The following is a 24,105-nucleotide window of genomic DNA, read 5'->3' as shown; positions in this document are numbered from 1 at the left end:
ATCCAGCATGTCTCTCCCCTGATGCCAGCCTGATATCATTTGCTGGCATTACGGGAAACCACTTTTTTTCGTGATGAATTGCTACGGGCTGTTTCTTTCTGTAATTCCTCAATAAACCTGTCTACAACCATTTCAACCGTTTCACTTCTGGTCGCACCGAGCCTATTGGACAGCCCATCTATTTTTCTGATGACAGACATCCTCAACGACAAAGAAATCGATCTTTTTTTCTCCTTATCAAGGTAGACATGACTGGTAGCTTCCTTAGATTTAAAGTTGTTATGCTGAGCAAGCAGTTCTTCAATTCTGCGTACCTCTTTTCTGGTTAACATCCCCTTATCAACTAATTGATAAGTGTTTCCCATTTTGCTAAACCGGATGTCAGCACAATAGTGATCCCTCAATTCTCTTAAGGTGCGAGTCAGTGTCGGTTCAGAACAACTGAGTGCCTCGATCACCTTCACCTTACTGACAGGTTTTTCATGCGAAAGCAGCAAAGTTAATTTGAAATTTCTAAGTTGTTTGGGGCTAAGTAACATCGTTTTCAATTACCGGGTCAGGAATACTAATTCCTAATATCAACTATAAACACAGCATCCAGCATAGCTTTTCATTCTGGTAAATCAATATTAAAACAGGTTAAAAGCCCCATTGTTTTCTCCACCAGCTCCCGAACAGATGCCGTTATATTTCGCTCGCTCCAGAATATTCACCGCCCAACGCCAGTGCGTAGCAGGTTCACACATTGCTCCCTGGAATTTGAATACCGCCTGATTTGAATTGAGGATCTGTAAGGCATCATCGTAATCACGGGTGTTCACCATCAAAGCCCGATGAATATGTTCTATTTGCCCCGGATGAATGGCCGTTTTCCCAACAAGGCCATGAGCTATGTCCAGTGCCAGCTCTTTCTCAAGTAACTCCAGATTATCAATATGCTCACAAACTGGTGCAGTCAAATAAAAACCCCGCGAGCCAAAAACAGCTACCAGCATTTTGATCACATATCCCATCGGGCCATCATATAAAGTAAGGTTACGCGAGCGCCGCATAGAAATCAGGTTCATCAGATCGTTACCACCAATACGTAAAGCAATAATACGCTCATAGCAAGGGTGAGATTTAAGCTTATCGGCGAGCTGGTTCATTTGTTGCACATCAAAAACATCTTCAGTTTCCAATGTCGGCATGATCCCAAGATGGGTTGCGGCGACGATCTCCCACCACTCAGATAATGACGCCTGCGTAAATTTAGGCAAAACCAAACCAGCGACAGCGCTAAGATTAACAGTATCAACCAGATATCGTCCCATTGATTCATTACGTGGACGGATAAAAATCAGAGGATGATGTTTAATATCGGCAACAGAGTTCTTTGCCTCTGCCAGTGCCTGTAATACAAACACGAGATTTTCGATAGCATGGGGGATATCCTGTTCAGTCACTGAATCCTCCAGACAGATCACCAGAGAGCGCAGCCCTGCCACTTTATTGTGCAGTACAATTTCAGTAATATTCCGGCGGGTCGCTGGCATATACAACGTTGCACCAAGCTGATTTGCAGAAGGGATCGATTTCATCAGACTACCTTTTTTCATGCTACTTTTTTAATAATCGTTACCGCGCGATATTGGCCTATCAGATCGCCCACTTCTGTAATAGCGACGTTTTTCTGCTGCGCTAAATAAACCAGCAAAGCGATATCAGGATCATCCAGTGATCGGACAAGTACCTGTTCCGGTACACGCCGCAAGACCGCGCGGGTTGCTTCTGCAATTCCGGGTTTGATACGGTTAATACTGTCGATCTTATATATGTCAGCAAGAGTTGAAATTACGGTCTTACTCAATTGCAGCAAAGCCGTGTTTTCCTGCGGTTGCCAATCCGCTGTTGGTCCGGTCGTCAAATCTAAGCGATCACGGTATTCCGCAACAATATCAACTAACAACCTGCTGCATTCAAACTCACTCAGATGACCACATTTCACACAGCCGTGCAATCCTTCTTCACGCCAAATTGAACGCGATATCAGCCCTGATACAGGAGCTCCCAGGATGCCGAAAGGAATTAACCAATCATCATCACTGGCTGCCAGCCATGAACATCCACAAGGATCAGCCAGCACCACCAAACGGGGAATCCCCGAATAGCCAGGTCGCCCCACCAGCGAGCGGGATAATTCTGCCATGATTGCGCCCTTGCCTGTCCAGCCATCCACAAACACCAGCCCTTCCGTGCCATGCTGCTGTTCTATAAATGACAGTGCGACGTTGTCAATGCCACGATCCCGTATGACACTAATCCCGTAGTGGTAAGAGCGTTTTCCCATCTTCCGCAAAGCCTGATGCAACATGACGCCTAAAGGTACTCCCGCTCTGACCAAACTCGCCAGCACAATCGGTGTATCACCAAAACGTAATATCAGAGACCTGGCAAGCATTACAACTTCCGTCGCCAGTCTGGCTGCTCCCAGTTGCAACGCTTTATCGAACAGATCCAGATGATAAGAGGTTGGCTCTGGTTCCTGACTCAACATATCGGAATAATGGCGAGTACCAGATTGAATTAACTGCTCTTTAACCTCAACCGGTGTCATTTCAATCTGAATGGGTTCTAGCAAAAACTGGATATCATCGGCAGCATAAGAGCCAGAAAAAGGAGAAAAACCATTCATTTATTTATAGTTCCGATATTTGGATTAAAAACTGGCTTAATCATAAGTCACAATTTCTACAGAAGGAGCAACAAGAGATAATTGCGCAATTAAGGCCGGATCAACCGAAGTTTTCGGTGTTTCAAGACAAAGCAGTATACGATCGAACTGTTGGTGTGCGACGTTATAAAGGAAATTTGGTATCTCTAATCCGTAATTATCTGTAAATGCCATAACAGACTGAATTGCATGCCCGCAGGAGATAGGAGAACGGGTTGTCGAGCCAAATTTCACAGATGCACCTTCCTGTTCAAGCCGTTCCGCCAGCAAAAATGGTTGCCAGACAAACTCACTGGAACCGAGTACCAACACCTCCTCACCGGCTGTTGCCTGAATATCAGAACCAAGATCATACTGACTATCATCCAATCCCAGACGCCCCCAGTTTTGAGTACCGATAATATCGACCTTTCCCCGCGCGGTGACATTGACTTCGGGCATGACAGGAACAGCAGCAAAACTATCTGCCTCCCACTGCCAATTTCCTTCAATCAAAGAAACAGTAGAGACAGGAAGCGGACAGCGTCTTATGATGCTTTGACCACTCCAATCCGTCAGTGTCACTGTGATGATATGCTCAATTTGATCCAGCCCGGCATGACGCAATGCCTCGAACAGATTAAGAAAGGTATTACCGGTAGTCGCTTCATCATCGATCAGAACAAGGGTACGGGCACTGCTTACCCGTTGACGCAGATGATTTTCTTTCGGCCAGTAAATCAGATGATCTGTTGCATGGCTATGATCCTCTTTAAATTCACACAACAAATCACCTTCTACCGGATGGCGTGTTGATGTCAGAAACACCGGAGAGGCTACTTTTTGCCGTGTCTCCTGAAAAACGCCGGCGGCCAATCCGACCGCCGTTTCTGCCATACCGATATAGAGCACAGGACCAGGCAAATTAACCGGAAACTGTTCTGACAACTGCCGATAAACAGCCCGCATAATAGATGGACTAACGGGAATATGGCGGCCCAATACTTTGCTGACAAATAAGAATGCTCTTTTAGGATTACGGCGTTCAGCAATATCAAACAATGTTTCCAAAGACGCTACACCACGTTCAGCCATTACAGTCAATGTTCCACTATTTAACTGTTTCTTATAAAACTGGCTGTTATCAACCTGAGATGGGTAACGCTGAAGATGATTACATACTGTCATACAGAAAAGCCTTTTAAAAAAATTTCAGCCATTTCAGGAAGTAGTGCAGTGACAATCGTGATTCTTTCATAAAACAAATTTCCCTTTCATAAACTAAATCTTGTTACTCAAAAAATGCCTATTGCTAAATTGCCGTTAGTCACAATGGATACATTCGTTTTCCAGTCTAAATTCGGTGAAATATGCATCGCAGTCTAGAACCGAGATTCAGCTTATGTCAATCATAATATGATTTTTTATGAGCAAATTTTGTTTGACTTTTTATCATGGACAAGAAATCATAAAAAGCGAAGCCAGCTTGTTCTCTATCATGCATTTAATGGAAATATGCAATTTGTGGGGATCATAATATGACAGGATTTTGGCCATAAATCTGGTCATATTATGATTTTTTCCATAAGTGAAATTATCGCAATTCATCAATAACGATTTACGATAAAAAACAATTCACGATAAAAACAATTCACCGATAAATAAGAGGTGTTATTAATGGTTTCATTAAGTAAAAATCAGTCAGTCTCTCTCAGCAAACAGAGTACTTCACTGGCTAAAATTGATTTTGGTCTGGGATGGGATCCTGTAGCCCCAAAAAAAGGTTTCTTGTCACGCTTATTCAGCGGGGACAGTAATGAAATTGATCTGGATGCAAGCTGCATCCTGCTTGATAAATCCGGTAATACCATTGATGTTGTCTGGTTTGGTCAACTGAATTCAGAATGTGGTTCTGTAAAACACAGCGGCGACAACCTGACTGGTGAAGGTGACGGAGATGATGAAGTCATCAGCGTTGATTTGATCAAGCTGCCTGCCGATGTTGAATATCTTGCCTTTACCGTTAATAGCTTTCGAGGCCAAACCTTTAATGATGTTGAAAACGCTTTCTGCCGTGTTGTTGATCAAAACGGTAAAGAGCTGGCGCGCTATCAGTTAAACGAACAAGGCGCTCATACCGGCATTATTATCTCTTCTCTGTGCCGTAACAGTGGTCAGTGGGATTTCACCGCACACGGTGTTGCCTGCCGTGGGCGCACCATTGAAAATATGTATCCACAAGTCGTTGAAACGGTGGTGCGCTAATGAACCTGACTCCGGGAGGAAATGTCTCCGTCTCCAAGCAGGCACTGACTATAAGGGTACTTTCCGGATCATCAGTCGATGTCTCCGCTTTCCGTCTTTATGCTAACGGGAAAGTTCAGGGAGATCCGGACATGGTATTTTACGGTCAGCCGAGTAATGACGATAACACCATTCGTCTGTCCGGCGGCAATACCAATACTGCGTTTTCTGTTAACCTGCCGGCTCTGCGGCAAGAGGTTCAGAAAGTGGCATTTACTGCGACTTGCGACGGCAATCAAACCATCTCCAGCCTGCACAATCTCTCTATTCAGGTAGAACTGAACGGAAGCGTGATCTTACAGGGGCAGGTTGAGGTTCAGGGGCGTTCAGAAGCTGCCTTGATTCTGGGTGAACTTTATCGCCGCAACGGCGAGTGGAAATTCCGTTTTATTGCCCAAGGATTTAATGGCGGTCTCAAGCCCTTAGCTGAGCATTTTGGTGTCGATATTATTGATGAGGCACCAACATCAACACCAGCGCCTGCTCCTAATAGCGTTAACCTGAGCAAGGTTTCTCTTACCAAAGAAAAACCTGCTATCAGCCTGGATAAAAGTGATAACTACGGTGAGATACGTATCAATCTGAACTGGAATCAGAGCACTGCTCCGGCTAATCGGGGAATGTTCCAGAACATCTTTAACGCCAACAAAGGCGTGGATCTGGATCTCGGTGCATTCGTCCGGCTTCGTGATGGTACACGTGGGGTTATACAAGCATTAGGAGAGAGCTTTGGCTCTTACCATCATGATCCCTACGTACAGCTACAAGGGGATGATCGTACGGGTAATGTCAAAGATGGTGAATGGCTCCACATCAATGGTCTTGAATGGAAAAACATCAGTGAAGTTCTGATCTACGCTTTTATCTACGAAGGTGTACCTAACTGGAACAGTACTGACGGTATTGTCACAATTTATGTCAATGGGCAACCTCCGATCGAAACATGTCTGACGGAAGGTCACAACCGCAAAAATATGTGTGCCGTTGCCCGTCTTGTTAATGAAAATGGTGCTATCAAAGTAGAACGCATCAACCAGTACTTCAGCGGGCACAAAGAAATGGACAGAGCCTTCGGATGGGGTTTTCGCTGGACATCTGGCAGTAAATGAGACTTCTGCTGTGATATAGGTGCTGTTATATAAATCGGTTATTACATAATTGGAGGGATTTATGTCCTTTTTAAACAAAATTAAGTCAGCTCTCAATGCTGGTCGCGAAGAATTGGCCAATCAAGTTGGCCGTTTCAAAAACAGAAAATTCATGGAAGGCACTGTAGCGGTATGCGCACACGTTGCGATGGCAAGCAATGGTGTCAGCTCTGAAGAGAAACAAAAAATGGTGGGATTTATCAAAAACTCTCCCGAACTAAAAGTATTCGATACCACTGAGATTATCGAATTCTTCAATAAGCTGGTCAGTAGCTATGAATTTGATGCTGATATCGGCAAAGGTGAAGCCATGAAATACATTATGGCGTTGAAACAGCAGCCGGAAGCGGCACAACTTGCTTTACGTGTCGGTATTGCTGTTGCCAAAAGTGATGGTGACTTTGATAACGATGAAAAAAATGCTGCCAGGGAAATATGCACATCCTTAGGCTTTGCTCCAGCAGATTTTGAACTGTAATCGCAGTTAATTTAAGAGGCTTACTTCATGGTATCCACGCACATTGGTTTTCCGATGGAAACCGTTGCTGTATTTATCTTTCTGTCGGTTGGTGCGCTCTTTATCGACCTCTTTATGCATCGTCATGACAAGCCAATTTCATTGCGCAGTGCCGCACTCTGGTCTGTTTTCTGGATCGCCATTGCTTTTGTTTTCGCGGGCTTCCTGTTTGTCCATCACGGTGCTGAAGTAGCAAGTCTGTTCATTACCGGCTATGCGCTGGAAAAAGTACTTTCTGTCGATAACCTGTTTGTCATTATGGCAATTTTCTCTTGGTTTGCGATCCCGGATCGTTATCGCCACCGCGTTCTATACTGGGGCATTATCGGGGCCATTGTCTTCCGTGGTATTTTTGTAGCCATCGGGACAAGCCTGCTGATGCTGGGGCCCTGGGTTGAAATGGTCTTTGCGGTTGTGGTCGGCTGGACGGCAGTGATGATGCTGAAAAGTGGTGATAATGATGATGAAATCGAAGACTACTCACAACATCTTGCCTACCGTTTGGTGAAGCGCTTCTTCCCAATCTGGCCGAAACTGCGTGGTCATGCTTTCATACTCAGCCAGAAAGAAGTCAATGCGGAACTGGCCAAACCGGAAAACGCGGATGTGGCTATTGATCGAAAAAAAATAGATCGAGAAAAAACAGGACGTGCTGGCAAAGCAGCATTTTATGCCACCCCACTGTTACTGTGCCTGGCAGTTGTTGAACTGTCCGATGTCATGTTTGCTTTTGACTCTGTACCTGCGATTATCGCGGTCAGCCGCGAGCCTTTAATCGTTTACAGCGCCATGATGTTTGCTATCTTAGGCCTGCGTACACTCTACTTTGTACTGGAAGCGTTGAAAAAGTATCTGGTGCACTTGGAAAAAGCCGTGATTGTCCTACTGTTCTTTATTGCTATTAAATTAGGGCTTAACGCATCTGAACATATGTTCCACCACGGTTATTCCATTTCGGCAACAACCAGCCTGTTTGTGGTTCTTGGGGTTCTGGCTGCTGGTATTATTGCCAGCCTTCTGTTTCCCCAGAAAGAAAAAGCAAGCTAAATCCTGTATATCCTATGGATTTCAAGGTGCAGCCACCCAAGCTGCAACTTGAAAGACGACGGGAATAAATAACTATTTAATAAGTGAGGAAATAATAATGGGTGTATCTCTTTCTAAAGGCGGTAACGTTTCTCTGAGCAAAGAAGCTCCAACGATGAAAAATGTTCTGATCGGTCTCGGTTGGGATGCCCGCGCAACTGACGGACAGGATTTTGACCTTGATGCTTCTGCATTCCTGCTGGCAGCAAACGGCAAAGTACGCAGTGATACCGATTTCATTTTCTACAACAATCTGAAATCTTCTGATGGCTCTGTTATGCACACTGGCGACAACCGTACCGGTGAAGGGGATGGTGATGATGAATCACTGAGAATCAAACTGGATCAGATCCCTGCTGACGTAGACAAGATCGTCTTTGTTGTTACTATCCATGATGCACAAACACGCCGTCAGAGCTTCGGCCAAGTTTCAGGGGCTTTCATTCGTCTGGTTAATGATGATACGCAAGCTGAAGTTGCTCGCTATGATCTGACTGAAGATGCTTCTACTGAAACAGCTATGTTGTTCGGTGAACTGTATCGCCACAATGGCGAATGGAAATTCCGTGCGGTTGGTCAGGGTTATGCTGGTGGTCTGGCTTCTGTTTGTGCTCAGTATGGCATTAACGCCGCCTGATCCTAGCCCGGTCAATCTAAGGTCTTTCAGGCAACGATCTTCAATATAAGACCATTAATATCGTGAATTAATTACTATATCGTGATTAAATCACCCCGTAATTAAAAACCCTGCCTGATAATGTTGGCAGGGTTTTAACTTATCGAATGGGGTTAACGTTTTCTCACAACATGATTTTCTCAGAACATAAAGTACTGCTAAAGTATCTCCACATATCCAAATAACACAAGGAACGTCAAATGAGTCTTCATGTTTTATTTCGCCATAATAATGATATCCCTGAATTAATTCTGCATGGCAGCGCCCTCAACGAGGCTGGATTCATTGCTGATTCATTATTCCATATCTATCAATATTCAGATGGGATAATCATCTCTCTACTTGCTCCTCAGACTGATCTTACCAGCCTGATCAATGAAATTGAAAACAAGCCAGAACAGGGAATAGACAATATTCGTGAAAACGGTGAGTTCTATATTGCAGGTGATTGGCTAACTGACAGTCAATTGATAGAGCAGCCAATTAATATTGAAATAACATCTGGAAAAATTATTCTTAAGCCCAGGTTAGCAGAACTGTTAGCCTGAGCAACAACTCGCTATCTTTTGTCAAAAATCTCTTGGAGATATCAACCGGAAAGATTATCCATTCTTTTCCGGTTGACTATTTAATTTTAAGCAGCCGAAAAAATCTACTTTCCTCCCGCCAGGTCCATGAAATTACCTGTTACATACGATGCTTCATCAGACAATAGCCACGCAATAGCTTCTGCAATTTCTTCTGGCTGCCCTCCTCTCATCGGTAGGGAATCACCCTATCCGGCTCACCGCCATCTGCATGCATTTCTGTCTTCACGAGTACGATAACCAATACAAATATGGTGCCCTCTCTTTGCCAGACAAAACGCTGTCGCTTTACCGATGCCACGGGAACCGCCCGTAATAATTGTGGCTTGCTGTATAATGCGATCTTCCTTTTTATTTTTCTGATGTGATTCCTTTAATTAACGGCTACTGTGATACAACCAGGGAATCATTATAGATAAATCTTATTAATGTTTAATAACAAAAAGATCTTTTGTTGGTGTAAACCCGTTTATATTGGAATAATACCCTCCGATATAAGGTTTTACTAATACTGCTGTCACACCGTAATAGACTGGAGCAATGGGAGCATCTTTTACAAAAATATCGATAGCTTGTTGGAAGTATCCCTGACTATTGGTTTCACCTGCTTTTTCCACCCAATGATCAAATTCTTTATTAGAATAAAATGAAACATTATTACTTTGATTGGTGCAGAAAATATCTAAGAAAGACATCGGATTATTATAATCTCCAATCCATCCTCCCCTGACAACATCAAACCTACCCTCATGTTCATTATCCAGCATCACCTTCCACTCCTGAGCCTGCAATTTGGTGATAACCCCAAGATTCTTTTTCCACATAGATGCCGCAGCAATAGCAATTTTCTTATGTATTTCTGAGGTATTATAGATCAGATTAAATTTCAGGGGATTATTCTTATTAAAGCCTGCTTCATTTAATAATTGTCGCGCTTTTTTATTACGCTGAGATTGTGTCCACTTTGCATACTCAGGCTGTTTAAATTTAAACCCTCCTATTCCCGGTGGAAGTACGGTGTAAGCGGGCAGTTGACCTTGAGCTACAATTCTATTAGCAATAATATCCCTATTTAAAGCTAAATTCAGTGCTTGTCTGACTCTGACATCATTGAATGGAGGCTTTTTATTATTAAACTGATAATAGTACGTACTAAGAATCGGTGAGATATAGATCTGATCACCTATTTTTTTCTTTAATGATGCAAAGTCTTCTAGCGGAATTGTAAATGTTATATCTATTTCCCCCGCTAAATAGCGGTTTAACTCCGCTTTATTTGATGAAATTGGCAGATACGTTACTTTATTAATTACCGTATCCTTATTATCCCAATAATCAGAATTTCTGACACCGACAATTTTTTCATTCACAACCCATTCAGATAATTTGAATGGCCCACTGGAGACAAAATGCTCTGGCTGTACCCACTTATCACCATACTTTGTCACCACCTTCTCATTAACAGGAGACAAAATGGGAAAGGCTAATACTTGCAAAAAATAGCCAACAGGCTTCTCTAACTTCACCTCGACAGTAGCATCATCCAATGCTTTTACACCTAGCTCTTCAACTTTTTTCTGCCCTTTTAATATCTCTTTAGCATTTACAACAGAGGCATCAGCAAAATAACTGCCATAAGGAGAAACCGTTGCAGGATCAATTAAACGCCGCCAGCTAAAGACAACATCATGTGCAGTGATCGGTGTCCCATCAGACCATTTAATCCCTTTTCTTAAGTGGAAGATCCACTTTTGATTATCTTTTGTTTCCCAACTTTCAGCCAATTTGGGTTCAATATTACCATCTTTATCAGTACCAACTAATCCTTCAAAAAAATCATGGATAATATTAATTGAAACGTTATCTTCAACTTTATCTATATCAAGTGATACTGGCTCTGCGCCATTATTACGAACAATTTCCTGTTTTTCACTCAATTGTGTGCCAGGCGGAATAACTGCGGCATAAGATAGTGTAATACCACTCAGAGCCGTACTCATAGAATAAATTAATAATCTAATTCTTCTATTGATAATTTTATTTAACATGTCATTTTCCTCTATTGCTGTGATATAATTTTTAGTATTAATTAGAAATATTTATCTATGCTTAATAAGCCTACATCTACTTTTAGTATTTAATAAATAATTTTGCGAAATAACAATTTAAAAAAACTAATTAACTTAAGGTATACAAACCAAAACCAATCTATTTTAAAATTAAATCAATCAGATAATTATTTGACATTTATATGCCACAGAACAACAAAAAAGCTGCAACTTCATCAGATGCAGCTCGAATCCTATCAAGGCTAATTTTTTATTCTTTAATGCTCAATAACATAAAGGTCTTTAGTAGATACATATCCCAACGGGTTAACATAAAAACCGCCCACATAAGGCTTTACCATTTTCGCACTGACATAATAATAAACGGGAATAACGGGAGAATCTTTGGTAATAAGATCTAATCCTTTTTGCTGATATGACTTATCGTTAGTCTCACTGGCTTTTTTAATCAATACATCATATTCACCATTTTCATATAAGGATGTATTTTTAACCTGCCCTGACATAAACATATTCAAAAAATTCATCGGGCTATTATAATCAGCAATCCATGCTCTTCTGATAACTTCGAATTTACCCTGATGCATATTGTCCAGCATGACTTTCCACTCCTGATTCTGCAAAACAGCCTCAACACCAAGACTCTTTTTCCACATTGAACTGACAGCAATAGCAATTTTTTTGTGCGATTCATGGGTATTGTAAAGCAGATTAAATTTCAGGGGGTTATTCTTATTAAAACCTGCTTCATTCAATAACTCTTTAGCTTTTTTAATACGCTGTTCCTGAGTCCATGAAGCATAATCAGGACCAGTAAATTCGAAACCACCCGCATTTGGTGGAACAATCGTATAAGCCGGTTTTTGTCCCTGCCTTAATACCTTATATGCAATAACATCTCTGTCTACAGCTAAATTTAATGCCTGTCTGACTTTAATATTATCAAAAGGCGTTTTTTTATTGTTAAGTTCGTAAAAATAAACACCTGTCTGAGGTGAGATATGGACTTGATCCCCCATTGTCTCCTTTAATGATTCAAAAGATTCCAATGGAATTGTATTGGTAAAGTCAACCTCTCCTGCCAAATAACGCCCTAAAGCCGCTTTCTCAGACCCGATAACCAGATAACTCACTTTATCAATCACGGTATTCTTATCATCCCAGTAATGAGGATTTCTGACACCGACCAATTTTTCATTCACCATCCATTCAGACAATTTAAATGGCCCATTGCCTACAAAATTTCCCGGCCTTGTCCATTTATCACCATATTTATTAATCACTTTTTCATTAAGGGGAACCATAACAGGGTGAGCCAGTGCCTGTAAAAGATCTCCCATTGGTTTATCCAGACGTATTTCTAATGTCATATCATCTAATGCTTTTACTCCAAGCTCTTCACCTTTCTTCTTGCCTGTAAGCACAGCATTTGCATTGATGATCCCTATATTTTCAAGATAACTACCATACGGAGCAATCGTGTCAGGATCTACTAAACGCCGCCAACTGAATACAAAATCATAGGCGGTAATCGGTGTACCATCAGACCATTTAATTCCTTTTCTTAAATGGAAAACCCATGTTTTATTATCAACAGTTTCCCAGCTTTCAGCTAATCTCGGTTCGATATTACCTTGTCTGTCGGTGTAAACCAAACCATCAAAAAAATCATGAATAATATCAAATTCCACATTACTGGAAACTTTATGCGTATCCAATGAAGCAGGTTCTGATAAATTATTACGTACAATTTCCTGTTTAACCGCCAATTTTGTCCCCTCAGGAATAACAGCAGCATAAGATAATGAGATATTTGCGACTATTACTATAATAACAAAAGAGAGTATTTTAAATTTTTTCTTTTTCATTACTTTAATCCTATAATAATCATCCTTAAACATGATTATTCATATAATTAGGGCCTGTTTTTACAGGCACTGAATTTTTTCTAATGTTTTATTATATAAAGATCTTTCGTTGAAATATAATCCATTGGGGTAACATAAAATCCACCGACATAAGGTTTTACCAACTTATTACTGACATAATAGTAGACTGGGATAGCAGGGGTATCATTGGTTAAAATATCTATCGATTTTTGATAATACATAACATCATTAGTTTCACCAGCTTTAATTACCAGCTGGTCGAAATCACTATTTTCATAGAGAGGGATATTTTGACTACTTCCTGTCAGGAACGTATCCAGGAAAGACATCGGACTATTATAATCTGCTACCCATGCATATCTGACTACATCAAATTTGTTTTGATGCATATTGTCCAGCATAACTTTCCATTCTTGATTTTGCAAAGCAGCATGAACACCAAGATTTTTTTTTCCACATTGAAGTCACTGCAATAGCTATCTTTTTATGGGTTTCTCTTGTATTATAAAGCAGGTTAAATTTCAGTGGATTATTTTTATTAAAACCAGCCTCATTTAATAACTCTCTGGCTTTTTTAATCCGTTGCTCTTGTGTCCAGGAAGCGTATTCAGGTGGAGTTAAACTTAATCCACCAATATTAGGAGGAATAATATCATACGCAGGCAATTGCCCCTGCCCTAAAACTTTATCTGCAATAATATCTCTATCAATAGCTAAACTTAATGCCTGCCTGACTCTGATATCATTAAATGGTGGTTTCTTAGTATTAAAAACATAATAATAAGTGGATAGCATAGGAATAATATGCATTTGATCACTAAATTCTTTTTTCAATGATGCAAAGGAGTCTAATTCAATCGTTTTAGTGATATCTATTTCCCCAGCAAGATAACGGTTCAGATCTGCTTTTTCTGATACGATTGCAAGATAAGTCACTTTATTAATGACTGTATTTTTATCATCCCAATATTGAGGATTTCTGACACCAACGACTTTTTCATTTACTCGCCACTCTGAAAGTTTAAAAGCCCCACTGCCAACAAAAGTTTCTGGTTGTATCCATTTATCACCATATTTTTTGACTGTTTTTTCGCTGACAGGAACCAGAATCGGATGGGTTAGCATCTGTAATAAATAAGCAACAGGCTTATCCAATTTCACTTCCAATGTAAAATCATCCAGCGCTTTTACGCCAAGCTCTTCTGCTTTTTTCTTGCCAAGTAATACATCGTTTGCATTGATCACATGAGCAGTTGCAAGATAGCTGCTATAAGGGGAACCCATAGTGGGGTCAAGCAAACGCCGCCAACTGAATACCACGTCATGGGCAGTAATGGGGGAACCATCAGACCATTTAATCCCTTTTCTTAAATGAAAAATCCATGTCTGGTTATCAGCCGTTTCCCAACGCTCTGCTAATCTCGGTTCGATATTACCTTTTCTATCGGTGTAAACCAAACCATCAAAAAAATCATGGATAATATCTAATTCAGTATTACTTTCTACTTTATGCACATCCAGAGAAGCCGGAAATGAACCATTATTGCGCACAATTTCCTGTTTATCTGCCAACTCTGTACCGGGAGGAACAATAGCGGCCTGAGCCAAACTGACACTGCCAAATATAATCCCTATCGAGCAGATTAATACTTTAGATGTTTTATTTTTTATTATCCCGTATATTACTTTCTGCATGTTTAGTTACTCCATCATGATAGTTATTTAATTTTTCACATTTTTATTTTCTTCATAATTACTGTTTTTAATTAAATCTTTTATTTAATAATAGCCTGTCAAAAAAAGCTATTATTATTAAAAAATCAGTGTCTAATAATATAAAGATCTTTTGTCAAAATACGCTCTAATGGGCTGATATAGACACTACCAACATAAGGTTTAATTAATTTAATACGGACATAATCATAAACTGGGATGGCTGGTGAATCGTGGGTAAGAATATCAATTGCTTGTTGATAAAGATCCTTATCACCAGTCTCATCCGCTTTTAATACCAATTTATCAAATTCTGGATTACTATACTTTGTTATATTGTTGGTGTTTCCTGTTGCTCCAGCAAACGCAGTGCCGAACGTATAACTTCGCTGGCTGAACCGTAACGACCACTCTCAATCATTCGTTGCACAAAACCGTCAAGTTGTTTGCCCATACTGACGGAGGCAATCTTTCTCATATCATGCTCCGTCAAGCAGGCATCAATATAGTTAAGGTTTATTTTTTATCAGTCAGATCAATTTGATAAACTGCAAACCCAACCTCATCATTTTTCAGGTATTTCACCGGATATTGAGCGTGTTCTTTGATAAACTCCGCGGCCTTTTCTGATGGAGAGGTTTCAAAGCGGACATCCAGTTTCTTGTCTGTCTTGATTGGCAGAAATGACCAGTTATTTTCCGCCTGTGTTGATACCACACCTTGCTCTTTGGTCATTCTGGAAATGTAGGCAACCAGAATGGAGCGGTTTTCATCCGGTGAAGCGAATGCAATATGGCCTTCTCCTGTTCCTGCAAATTTACCACCGTAACCACGATAGTTATTGGTAGCGATCAGGAATGTCGCTTTTGGATCGATAGGTTTACCCTGATAAGTCACGTCCTTAATACGGTTCGCACTTTTGTTGATCAATTGGCAATCTGTGTCGTATTTCGCTGGCTGAGTCAGATCCATCTTATAATTGACACCACTGATGGTATCGAAGTTATAAGTTCGGAACCCCTTCCAGTTCAATAACTCTTGTGGTCTGGCAGAGTCAGGATCTATCTGGTTATACATGCCGGCTGAACATTCCAGCCACTCCACAACATCAGCTCCACTCGCTTTCACCACAACCAACGTGTTCGGGTAGAGATACAAATCAGCCGCATTACGGAATGTCAGATCACCTTTCTCTACTTCCACAAAATCAGCCGGTGCATTTTTACGTCCACCCACTTTGAACGGTGCAGCAGCCCCCAGAACTGGCAGATCTGCCAAATCAGGATCACCCTGAATAAAACGCCTGGTGTAATCAACCTGGGCATCATTAACGATCTGAACCGTTGGATCACTCTGGATCAGAGCAAGATAACTGTACATATTGGCAGAGGCTTTACCAATGAACTTGCCGACGAAATCACGGGTTCCCTGATCGGCTTCTGCAATAATCGCTGCCAGTTTGTTATCACGTTCAGCCAATGCTTTCTTATGCGTTTTATCATAGATAGGACGCGCTTCAGCTTTAGCAGATTCCACTTTCCATTCACCGCTGCCATTGTTGATAATCATATCAACAACCCCCAAATGGTCTCCCCATTGGCCCGGCATCACAGCAGGAATGCCATTGACGGTGCCATTAGTAACATCAACACCTTTAATACCGTTATACTCCTTACTTGGGAAAACCCCGTGCGCATGGCCAAACATGATGGCATTAATACCGGGAACTTCACTCAAATAATAAACAGAGTTTTCTGCCATCGCTTTATAAGGCTCTTGAGAGAAACCGGAATGCGGAATAGCGATAATCAGATCAGCCCCCGCTTTCTTCATTTCAGGTACAAATTTTTTTGCTGTCTCAGTGATATCGTTGACAACGACTTTGCCATCCAGATTGACCTTATCCCAAATACTGATCTGCGGTGGAACAAAACCGATATAACCGATCTTAATTGTGTGCTCTTTACCTGCACGATCTTTAACGGGAGTATCAACGATAATATAAGGTGTGAAGTAGTTTTTGCCGGTTTTGGCATCCATAATGTTGGCGTTAATGTAAGGGAACTTAGCTCCTGCTATCACCTGTTTCAGATAACTCAGACCAAAGTTAAATTCATGATTACCGAAGTTACCCACGGTATAACCCATTGTGTTCATCAGTTGGTGGGCCGGATGGACTTCACCTTGTTTGAGTCCTTTTGCCACTATGTAATCTGCCATCGGGCTTCCCTGGATCAGGTCACCATTATCAACCAGAATTACGTTAGTCGCTTCAGCTTTGGCTGCTTTAATTAAACTCGCAGTACGAACCAGACCAAACTGCTCAGTCGGTTTATCCTTAAAGTAATCGAAATCAATCAGGTTGCTGTGAACATCTGATGTTTCCATAATCCGTAAATCAACGGTTGCCGCACTGATATTAAATGCCACCAACATCGCCAACGTCGAAATTTTCAAGCCATGCTTCAACATGTTATCCCCTTCTATAGATAGAGTTTCCAGAATGGTTTGTGTCTTATCTCTGTAATCAGAAAATTAACTTAAATCAGGCTAAGATAAAATTTTTATCTTCTCAAAGAAAATCCTATGGATTTCAAGATGCAGCGAAGCGTATCCAACAAAACTGCATCTTGAAAGACGCCGGGTATAGATGGCTAAAGATTAAGAAATGAGAAGCTTATATATTATATTTGTTCATCTGTCAGATAGATATGCCCTTCATTTTTATTCGAAAAATGAAGGGCAAAAATGGAGAGGATCGTTATTTATTAGGCCACAACCACGCCGCACCACGCACTCCACTGGAATCACCATGCAGTGCTTTTCTAATCGGCGTTGTACACTCGCCACCAAAGACCCACTTACTCACTAAGCCCGGCAAGGTCTGATAAAGGCGATCAACATTACTCATACCGCCACCCAGCACAATAACATCAGGATCAAGTAAGTTAACGACCTGTGCTAATGCCCGTGCCAGACGCCTTTCGTAACGCTGGATGGCCAGTTCCGCAATTTTATCTCCCTGAGCTACAGCCTCCATAATTTCATGGCCTTTTTTGTGCACGCCACTCAAACGGAAATAATCTTTCATAAAACCGGTTCCCGATACGAACATTTCGGTACAGCCTGGTTTACCGCAGAAACAACGGACCTCTTCCTGATATGCCCGATCTTCGTCATCCATCCACGGTAATGGGTTATGTCCCCACTCTCCAGCCAGACCATTACCACCTGCATGTACCTTGCCATCAAATGCCAGACCTGAACCACAACCAGTCCCGATAATAACGGCAAACACCATTGGCATACCTGCTGCTGCACCATCAGTCGCTTCCGAGACAGCCAGACAGTTTGCGTCATTGGCAACCCGTACTTCACGCCCCAGAAAAGCAGAAATGTCTTTATCCAAAACCTGACCATTCAGCCAGACCGAATTGGCATTTTTCACTTTTCCGGTAAAAGGTGAAATCGCTCCCGGAATGCCAATTCCTATTGTGCCTTTCTGTCCGGTTGCCTGTTCCGCATCCGCTATCAAACCGGCAATGGCGGCCAGTGTTTGTTGATAATCATTGCGGGGCGTATCCACCCGTTTCCGAAACAGTTCTTCACCCTGATCACCCAATGCGATCACTTCAATCTTGGTTCCGCCAAGATCAATACCTATACGCATAGCTTACCTTTTTCTCTGTGGTCTACTGTTAGCTGAATTTTTTCAGACTAACTGAATCGTGTTGTCGTAAGATCATTGCCTGAGCAGCATTAACAATCAAGAACTATAACGTCACTTTGTTTTAGGAAATGGGCGTTTTAGATAATGAATGAAATTCCAGACAGGAAATAGATGAAGTTCTAGGGCTTCGCCGCATGATTCGTTATCATGCGCAGCTATGCTTTTCAAATAACGTTTCATATGACATTTGTCACAATGCACAAATATGGGGTAACCGCATGTTATGGTTCAAAAATTTAATGATTTACCGTTTAAACCGGGAAATTTCACTTTCTGCGGATGAACTGGAAAAACAATTAAGCCCATTGGCATTCACCCCATGCGGCAGTCAGGACATGATGAAAACGGGTTGGGTTCCACCAATAGGCGCACATGGTGAAGCATTAACTCATGCTGCCGGTAATCAGATCCTGATTTGTGCACGCAAGGAAGAAAAAATGCTGCCTTCTCCGGTCATTAAACAGGAACTACAAACCAAAATCGCCCGTCTGGAAGGAGAACAGCAGCGGAAACTGAAAAAAACCGAGAAAGATTCACTGAAAGATGAAGTGATCCACACTTTATTACCAAGAGCATTTAGCCGCTTCAGCCAGACTTATATCTGGATAGATACCGTTCACAATCTGATTATTGTTGATTCAGCCAGTGCCAAACGTGCCGAAGATAATCTGGCTTTATTAAGAAAAACACTTGGCTCATTGCCTGTTGTTCCCCTGACTTTCAAAGATCCCATTGAGCTGACATTAACTGAGTGGGTACGTTCAGGTAATTTACCTGCCGGTTATGCTCTGATGGATGAAGCTGAATTAAAAGCCATTCTGGAGGAAGGCGGAGTTATTCGCTGCAAGAAACAAGAGCTAGTGTCTGACGAAATCGCGGCACACATTGAGTCCGGGAAATACGTCACCAAACTGGCACTGGACTGGGAAGAGCGTATCCAATTCATGCTGTCAGATGATGGTTCTTACAAACGTATTAAATTCAGTGAAACATTGCGTGAGCAAAATGATGATATTGATCGTGAAGATGTTGCTCAACGATTCGATGCTGATTTCACGCTGATGACTGGTGAATTAAGTGCGCTGATAAAAAATACCATTGATGCATTAGGTGGTGAGGCAGAAAGATAATTTTTTATCCACCCAATCGATTTCAAAAAGCAACTAACAACGCTGTGGCTTAATACAGAAAAGATACAGCCTCAATAGTATTCCCATTGAGGCTGTTTTAATTCACATAAACTGATACTTCATACAAATTAGAAGCGATATACCAAGCCAACACCCATTACATTATCTGTTTTAATCTTAGTTGTTTTAGTAAAGTCATTATTTTTCAGCAAGTTGATTTTGTATTCAGCATAAGTACCCATATTTTTATTGAAATTATAAGATGCTCCGATAGAGATATACTTTACCAGATCTTCAGACCCTTTGGTTCTCAATAAATTGTTCTCGCCCAAATCGTTACCTAAGTCTTTACCTCTGGAATAGACATAACCAATAGACGGACGCAAGCCAAAATCAAATAGATATTGGGCAGTTAACTCAATGTTTTCCGTTTTATTCGCAAACATCGCATGATTATCTACAGCGCTGCCGAATCGGGTCAAATTACGAGCCTCACCGTATATAGCTGCCAGATAGACATTATTTCTATCGTACTTAGCTGATACCAACCATGCTTCAGCTTTGTTCCCTTTCGCCAGTGTCTTAGCTGATTCCGTACCCTGTTTTTGTGCCTGAGTACGATTAGAATTGCCATAAGAAGCGGCAACAGTCACACCATTGCCAAAATCGTAAGAGCTGGAAAGGCCAAAACCATCACCATTCTGCCGCGAAACATCATCACGGGCATTTTTAGTATCACCATCATTTTTGGCCTGATATTGCAGGGCGAAATTCAACCCGTTCACCAGGCCAAAAAAGTCAGTGTTACGATAAGTTAATAACCCTGTCGAACGCCCCATCATGAAATTATCAGTTGCAGCCATGCTATCGCCACCAAACACGGGAAGCATATCTGTAAACGTGTTGGCATCATATACCACGCCGAAGTTACGACCATAATCCAGGGTGCCATAATTACCCAGTTTAAAGCCGACATAAGCCAGACGTGTTCTTGCAAATTTGCTGCTTTCAACTTCGGTTCTGTTGGCACCCAGATTGAATTCCCAGCGCCCGAATCCTGAAATTGTGTCTGTAAGTTGGGTTGTCCCTCTCACACCGATACGGCCGCTGGAGTTATCACCCGCTTCTTTGCTTTTTGATTTAGCAAAGTAATGTTGAACTTCAGCCTTTCCATATAAATCAATCTTATTACCATCCTTATTATAAACTTCGGCCGCATTTGCAGCCCCAGCGATAAGGAAAACCGGAATCGTCATTGCTATTACGTTGTGTTTTATCATTATTATGGTCCTCACTAGTGTTGTTATTACCTTTTGTCACCTACCTTTTTCCACCGCCAGGAAATACATTTTCTAAGAAACCATTAATTCAAAAAATTTCCTAAGAAATAGTCAGGCGGATTAACATTCCGCAATCCTTGTTACTTTATAGTTAATTTTGTGATCAATAATAGCGATACTAAGGTTCAAATTAACGTTTTGCTAACAAAATTTAACCAAAAGTGCTATCCTGTGAGACAGATCACATAGTAAGCATATTTTCAATAATTGAATAACATCAATTATGATTATTAGTTATTAAAAACAGTAAGTTATAAATAATAAGAGAGTTGATAAAAAATAACCGAAGTGTTCTGAGCAGCATCTTTCACTGCTAATTACCATAGATAATGTGATAATTACTTATTGTAAATATTGACAAGTGACTGTAAGTTCTGTATTTGGTGGAAATTGATAAATTTCCATTTATTGCAAGTAAACATTTCTTCCTTTTAATGGAATAAAGCCAATGCGGTACATTAAATATCGACAACTTATAAGGTGCTAAAATGGCAGAAAATCATCCACGCCCACGAGGTCGCCCGTCAATTCCCGAACAAGAAATACGTGAGAAAATCCATGATATTACTCTTTCTCTGCTGTTAAATCAGGGCTATAGCGCAACCACCATGGATGTTATTGCCCAACAAGCCAAGATCGCCAAAAAGACACTCTATCGTTTCGTTAAAAATAGAGAAGATTTGATTGAGCAAGTTATATTAAACTGGACAGATAACGCAGTCCTTCCCCTGACTAAGAATGCCAATAACTACCAACAAGTGATAATTTCATTGGGAAATTATTTAATGGGAATCGCTGAAAAATCCTTATCTAAAGATGCAGTCGGATTATTTAAATTATTACAGTCTGATTTTCCTCACCGGGATGCCTTCTTAGAAAAATATCAACAAGGCGGTCTTGAAAAAAACAAAATTATTTTAGCAAATTGGCTAGAACAGCAATATAAACAAGGATTATTAAAAGAATTTAATTATAAAATATTCAGTGAATTAGCTATCTCTATGGTGATTGCAGAGCCGCTCAGACAAATGGTGCTAGGGCAAACGCCACCTTTACCAGAAACTGATATTTCCCATCGCATTACAGCAATAATAAATTTACTTAAGTCTGGATTACCTGAGAAATAAGAATTTTTTCTCACAGCAATAAATAAGGCGTTGAGTTCATGATAACCACTCAGCGCCTTATTTCTATTTTATAATAGACAACCAAATTTTAAGCATTATCATCCATAAATTGAGATTTATTCGCTCTGATCAACATTTCCCGAAAGCTTTCAAAACAAGTTATTTTATGCAGCTGATTAATAATCTTATCATGGCTAAAAACATCTAATAACGCATCATAACACTCTGCAAAACATACCTTGTCTATCTTGTTTATTGCTATTAAAAAAATAACATGCACACGTTCATATTTCCCCCAACGTATCCCTTTTGGACTGATAACAACAGCAACACCCGTTTTTATCGCATCCATCTTTACTGAATGAGGTAATGCCAGAATGCCAAAAGCCGTTGAGGAAGCACTTTCACGCTGATGAACATATCTGACAAAATCAGACTCAACATAACCTTTGGCAAACATTGTCTGGCAAAGATCATCAAGAAGTGCATCTCTGTGCTGAAAGCCGGGTTCAAACCAAAACAGACCTTGTTCAAAAAATAGATCAAAATTACGTTGTAGCGTTCTCTTCTTCCGGTTTGCATTAGCAATATCAATTTTGCTAATCAACTGAGTACGCTTATTCCGTAATTGAAAAGGAGAAATATACACTGTTTCATAATTATGGCTGGCAGGAAGATTTATTGTTGTAATCAATAATTCGAATTCCAGAGTCTCCAATTCAGAAGGCTGCGAAATCCTCTTAATCACACTTATTTCATTACCAAAATCACACAATAATTGATGATAGATTTTATTTTCAATTCCCCGGTAGCCGGGGCATAAAAGCACTGCCCGTACTTTATTATCATGACTTTTTTGCCGTTCAAATTCAGCACCAACATGCAGGGCAATAAAAGAGATCTCATCTTCATTCAGTTTCTTACCTAAAGATTCATTTAATTGTAAAGAGATAAAAACAGCGATATCAAAAATTATACGACACTCCTTTTTTATTACCTCCAACATAGGGTTTTTAGTATAAATATTATATTCCAGCCGTGTTCTCAGCCCTGATATATGCTGAGAAAATAATGAGATAAAATCATCTGTGCCAAAATCAACCAGATAGTGTTCCTGTACAGATTCAGTAATTTGTTTGGTAAACTGGTATAAACCCGCATCCACCAAATCAATTGATTCACTACTTTTAGTATGATTAGAATTGATATTGATTTTCAACAAAGTATAACAGGCGTTCCTTTCATTCTCTGATATTGAAACATCAAATTTATGTTGCAGATTATCACATAACTCATCAGTTATAGCGTGTAATTTATTATTCCCGACAAAAGTTAGCTGAGTATCTAAATACTTGTCATGCTTTAACCGATTTATCAGTATCAGAAAATGTAAGACAAGATTGTCATAAGAGAGATCATAAAAAGAATAGCCCCATTTATAAAATATTTTCTTAATAAGATTGGATACCATTTCTACCTGTTGAGTACCAAATATTGTTTCCAATGTTTTTAACTCACTGAAACGATAATCTGTTTTTTCAATGATGGTATAGTAAACTAACTCCCTTAACTTTTGTTCTTCCCCCAAAATTTCAATATGGTTATTCCTGCATAAAAACCTGACATTAAATTGTTCAAATGAACTATTCATTTTATATATCAATGATTTTAACGTTGAGTCACTGATATACAAATCAGCACTGAGATCATAAATATTATTACTTTGCTTAAATAACAGGATGGACTTAATCAAAAAACAAGCCCTTTCCTGATAGGTTTTCGGCTGATTACTGGGTTGTTGGTGTAATTTTATATTTGTATCATGTGATAAAGAATACCCGTTTCGACCAGAAAGAATAATTTTCTCGCCATAGGATTCATTAATTTCCGCTACATAATTTTTTATCGTTCTAGTGGAGACGTTTAAGACCTGAGATAATTTTATTGCCAACGTCGGGGTATTTTTATTCAGTAAATAGTCCAATAATTCTTTCTGCTTAGGCCTTAGCATTATAACCCCCTGTTAAATTAACAAATAACAACTTAAACTTACTGAGATAATCAATTTAGAAAAATATAATTTTTCCCTCTTAAAGT

20 protein-coding genes and 3 pseudogenes are annotated in these 24,105 nt (G+C 40.3%); 8 read left to right on the top strand and 15 right to left on the bottom strand.

What is annotated here, in order from left to right:
* Positions 1 to 35 precede the first annotated feature (35 nt).
* From BDD26_RS04150 to BDD26_RS04135, 4 genes are all read right to left on the bottom strand, one after another.
* Positions 36 to 539, bottom strand: coding sequence for a hypothetical protein (locus BDD26_RS04150; RefSeq protein WP_038268072.1), 504 nt, complete (start codon positions 537 to 539; stop codon positions 36 to 38).
* A 90-nt stretch (positions 540 to 629) separates the two neighbouring features.
* Complete coding sequence (locus tag BDD26_RS04145; protein ID WP_115825623.1) at positions 630 to 1,580, bottom strand: HpcH/HpaI aldolase/citrate lyase family protein; 951 nt, start codon at positions 1,578 to 1,580, stop codon at positions 630 to 632.
* Positions 1,581 to 1,594: 14 nt separating this feature from the next.
* Positions 1,595 to 2,674, bottom strand: coding sequence for a cysteine protease StiP family protein (locus BDD26_RS04140; protein WP_115825622.1), 1,080 nt, complete (start codon positions 2,672 to 2,674; stop codon positions 1,595 to 1,597).
* A gap of 36 nt (positions 2,675 to 2,710) precedes the next feature.
* On the bottom strand, positions 2,711 to 3,880 hold the full coding sequence (locus tag BDD26_RS04135; protein ID WP_115825621.1) for a phosphoribosyltransferase domain-containing protein: 1,170 nt from the start codon (positions 3,878 to 3,880) through the stop codon (positions 2,711 to 2,713).
* 489 nt (positions 3,881 to 4,369) lie between these two features.
* Between BDD26_RS04135 and BDD26_RS04130 the strand changes: the two genes are divergently transcribed.
* The 6 genes from BDD26_RS04130 to BDD26_RS04105 all read left to right on the top strand — a co-directional run bounded on the left by BDD26_RS04130 (position 4,370) and on the right by BDD26_RS04105 (position 8,971).
* On the top strand, positions 4,370 to 4,957 hold the full coding sequence (locus BDD26_RS04130; RefSeq protein WP_115825620.1) for a TerD family protein: 588 nt from the start codon (positions 4,370 to 4,372) through the stop codon (positions 4,955 to 4,957).
* Positions 4,957 to 6,105: a TerD family protein gene (locus tag BDD26_RS04125; RefSeq protein ID WP_115825619.1), complete on the top strand. Its 1,149-nt coding sequence runs from the start codon at positions 4,957 to 4,959 to the stop codon at positions 6,103 to 6,105. Before BDD26_RS04130 ends, BDD26_RS04125 begins: the two co-directional genes overlap by 1 nt.
* 61 nt (positions 6,106 to 6,166) lie before the next feature.
* Positions 6,167 to 6,622: a tellurite resistance TerB family protein gene (locus BDD26_RS04120; RefSeq protein ID WP_038268061.1), complete on the top strand. Its 456-nt coding sequence runs from the start codon at positions 6,167 to 6,169 to the stop codon at positions 6,620 to 6,622.
* A 27-nt stretch (positions 6,623 to 6,649) separates the two neighbouring features.
* Positions 6,650 to 7,708: a TerC/Alx family metal homeostasis membrane protein gene (locus BDD26_RS04115; protein ID WP_038268059.1), complete on the top strand. Its 1,059-nt coding sequence runs from the start codon at positions 6,650 to 6,652 to the stop codon at positions 7,706 to 7,708.
* 97 nt (positions 7,709 to 7,805) lie between these two features.
* The gene (locus tag BDD26_RS04110; RefSeq protein ID WP_038268057.1) at positions 7,806 to 8,384 is read left to right on the top strand and encodes a TerD family protein; all 579 of its coding nucleotides are present in this window, start codon (positions 7,806 to 7,808) and stop codon (positions 8,382 to 8,384) included.
* Positions 8,385 to 8,623: 239 nt separating this feature from the next.
* Complete coding sequence (locus tag BDD26_RS04105; RefSeq protein ID WP_038268055.1) at positions 8,624 to 8,971, top strand: type I addiction module toxin, SymE family; 348 nt, start codon at positions 8,624 to 8,626, stop codon at positions 8,969 to 8,971.
* A gap of 104 nt (positions 8,972 to 9,075) precedes the next feature.
* Here the strand turns inward: BDD26_RS04105 and BDD26_RS19955 are convergent.
* From BDD26_RS19955 to mak, 9 genes and pseudogenes are all read right to left on the bottom strand, one after another.
* Positions 9,076 to 9,242, bottom strand: a pseudogene (locus BDD26_RS19955) (SDR family oxidoreductase); the annotation flags it as partial.
* On the bottom strand, positions 9,208 to 9,282 hold the full coding sequence (locus BDD26_RS19950) for a hypothetical protein (protein ID WP_244922794.1): 75 nt from the start codon (positions 9,280 to 9,282) through the stop codon (positions 9,208 to 9,210). The gene BDD26_RS19950 and the pseudogene BDD26_RS19955, both read right to left, overlap by 35 nt.
* Positions 9,283 to 9,435: 153 nt before the next feature.
* Positions 9,436 to 11,058 (bottom strand): ABC transporter substrate-binding protein, encoded by a 1,623-nt coding sequence (locus BDD26_RS04095; protein ID WP_115825618.1) that lies wholly within the window; start codon positions 11,056 to 11,058, stop codon positions 9,436 to 9,438.
* 278 nt (positions 11,059 to 11,336) lie between these two features.
* On the bottom strand, positions 11,337 to 12,947 hold the full coding sequence (locus BDD26_RS04090; RefSeq protein WP_244922644.1) for an ABC transporter substrate-binding protein: 1,611 nt from the start codon (positions 12,945 to 12,947) through the stop codon (positions 11,337 to 11,339).
* 80 nt (positions 12,948 to 13,027) lie between these two features.
* A pseudogene (locus BDD26_RS04085) lies at positions 13,028 to 14,663 on the bottom strand (ABC transporter substrate-binding protein).
* Positions 14,664 to 14,788: 125 nt separating this feature from the next.
* The gene (locus BDD26_RS04080; protein WP_211305451.1) at positions 14,789 to 14,983 is read right to left on the bottom strand and encodes a peptide ABC transporter substrate-binding protein; all 195 of its coding nucleotides are present in this window, start codon (positions 14,981 to 14,983) and stop codon (positions 14,789 to 14,791) included.
* A 41-nt stretch (positions 14,984 to 15,024) separates the two neighbouring features.
* Positions 15,025 to 15,159: pseudogene (locus tag BDD26_RS04075) on the bottom strand (type II toxin-antitoxin system ParD family antitoxin); the annotation flags it as partial.
* 38 nt (positions 15,160 to 15,197) lie between these two features.
* A complete protein-coding gene (locus tag BDD26_RS04070; protein WP_115825616.1) occupies positions 15,198 to 17,153 on the bottom strand; it encodes a bifunctional 2',3'-cyclic-nucleotide 2'-phosphodiesterase/3'-nucleotidase in 1,956 nt (651 codons plus the stop codon).
* A 289-nt stretch (positions 17,154 to 17,442) separates the two neighbouring features.
* Entirely contained in the window at positions 17,443 to 18,351 is a 909-nt protein-coding gene (mak, locus tag BDD26_RS04065; RefSeq protein ID WP_115825615.1) for a fructokinase, read from the bottom strand.
* Between the two features lie 278 nt (positions 18,352 to 18,629).
* Between mak and rdgC the strand changes: the two genes are divergently transcribed.
* Positions 18,630 to 19,541 (top strand): recombination-associated protein RdgC, encoded by a 912-nt coding sequence (gene rdgC / locus BDD26_RS04060; RefSeq protein WP_115825614.1) that lies wholly within the window; start codon positions 18,630 to 18,632, stop codon positions 19,539 to 19,541.
* 128 nt (positions 19,542 to 19,669) lie between these two features.
* Here the strand turns inward: rdgC and BDD26_RS04055 are convergent, their stop codons facing one another.
* Positions 19,670 to 20,821 carry a porin gene (locus BDD26_RS04055; protein ID WP_038268044.1) on the bottom strand — a complete coding sequence of 384 codons (1,152 nt, stop codon included), beginning with the start codon at positions 20,819 to 20,821 and terminating at the stop codon, positions 19,670 to 19,672.
* Between the two features lie 548 nt (positions 20,822 to 21,369).
* Between BDD26_RS04055 and BDD26_RS04050 the strand changes: the two genes are divergently transcribed.
* On the top strand, positions 21,370 to 22,008 hold the full coding sequence (locus BDD26_RS04050) for a TetR/AcrR family transcriptional regulator (protein ID WP_038268042.1): 639 nt from the start codon (positions 21,370 to 21,372) through the stop codon (positions 22,006 to 22,008).
* 88 nt (positions 22,009 to 22,096) lie between these two features.
* Here BDD26_RS04050 and BDD26_RS04045 read toward each other — a convergent pair whose 3' ends face one another.
* Entirely contained in the window at positions 22,097 to 24,019 is a 1,923-nt protein-coding gene (locus BDD26_RS04045) for a BglG family transcription antiterminator (protein ID WP_115825613.1), read from the bottom strand.
* Positions 24,020 to 24,105 lie beyond the last annotated feature (86 nt).

This window comes from Xenorhabdus cabanillasii, assembly GCF_003386665.1.
Taxonomy (GTDB): Bacteria; Pseudomonadota; Gammaproteobacteria; order Enterobacterales; family Enterobacteriaceae; genus Xenorhabdus; species Xenorhabdus cabanillasii.
The sequence above is the reverse complement of the archived record's forward strand: the minus strand, read 5'-3'. Positions and strand labels throughout refer to the sequence as shown.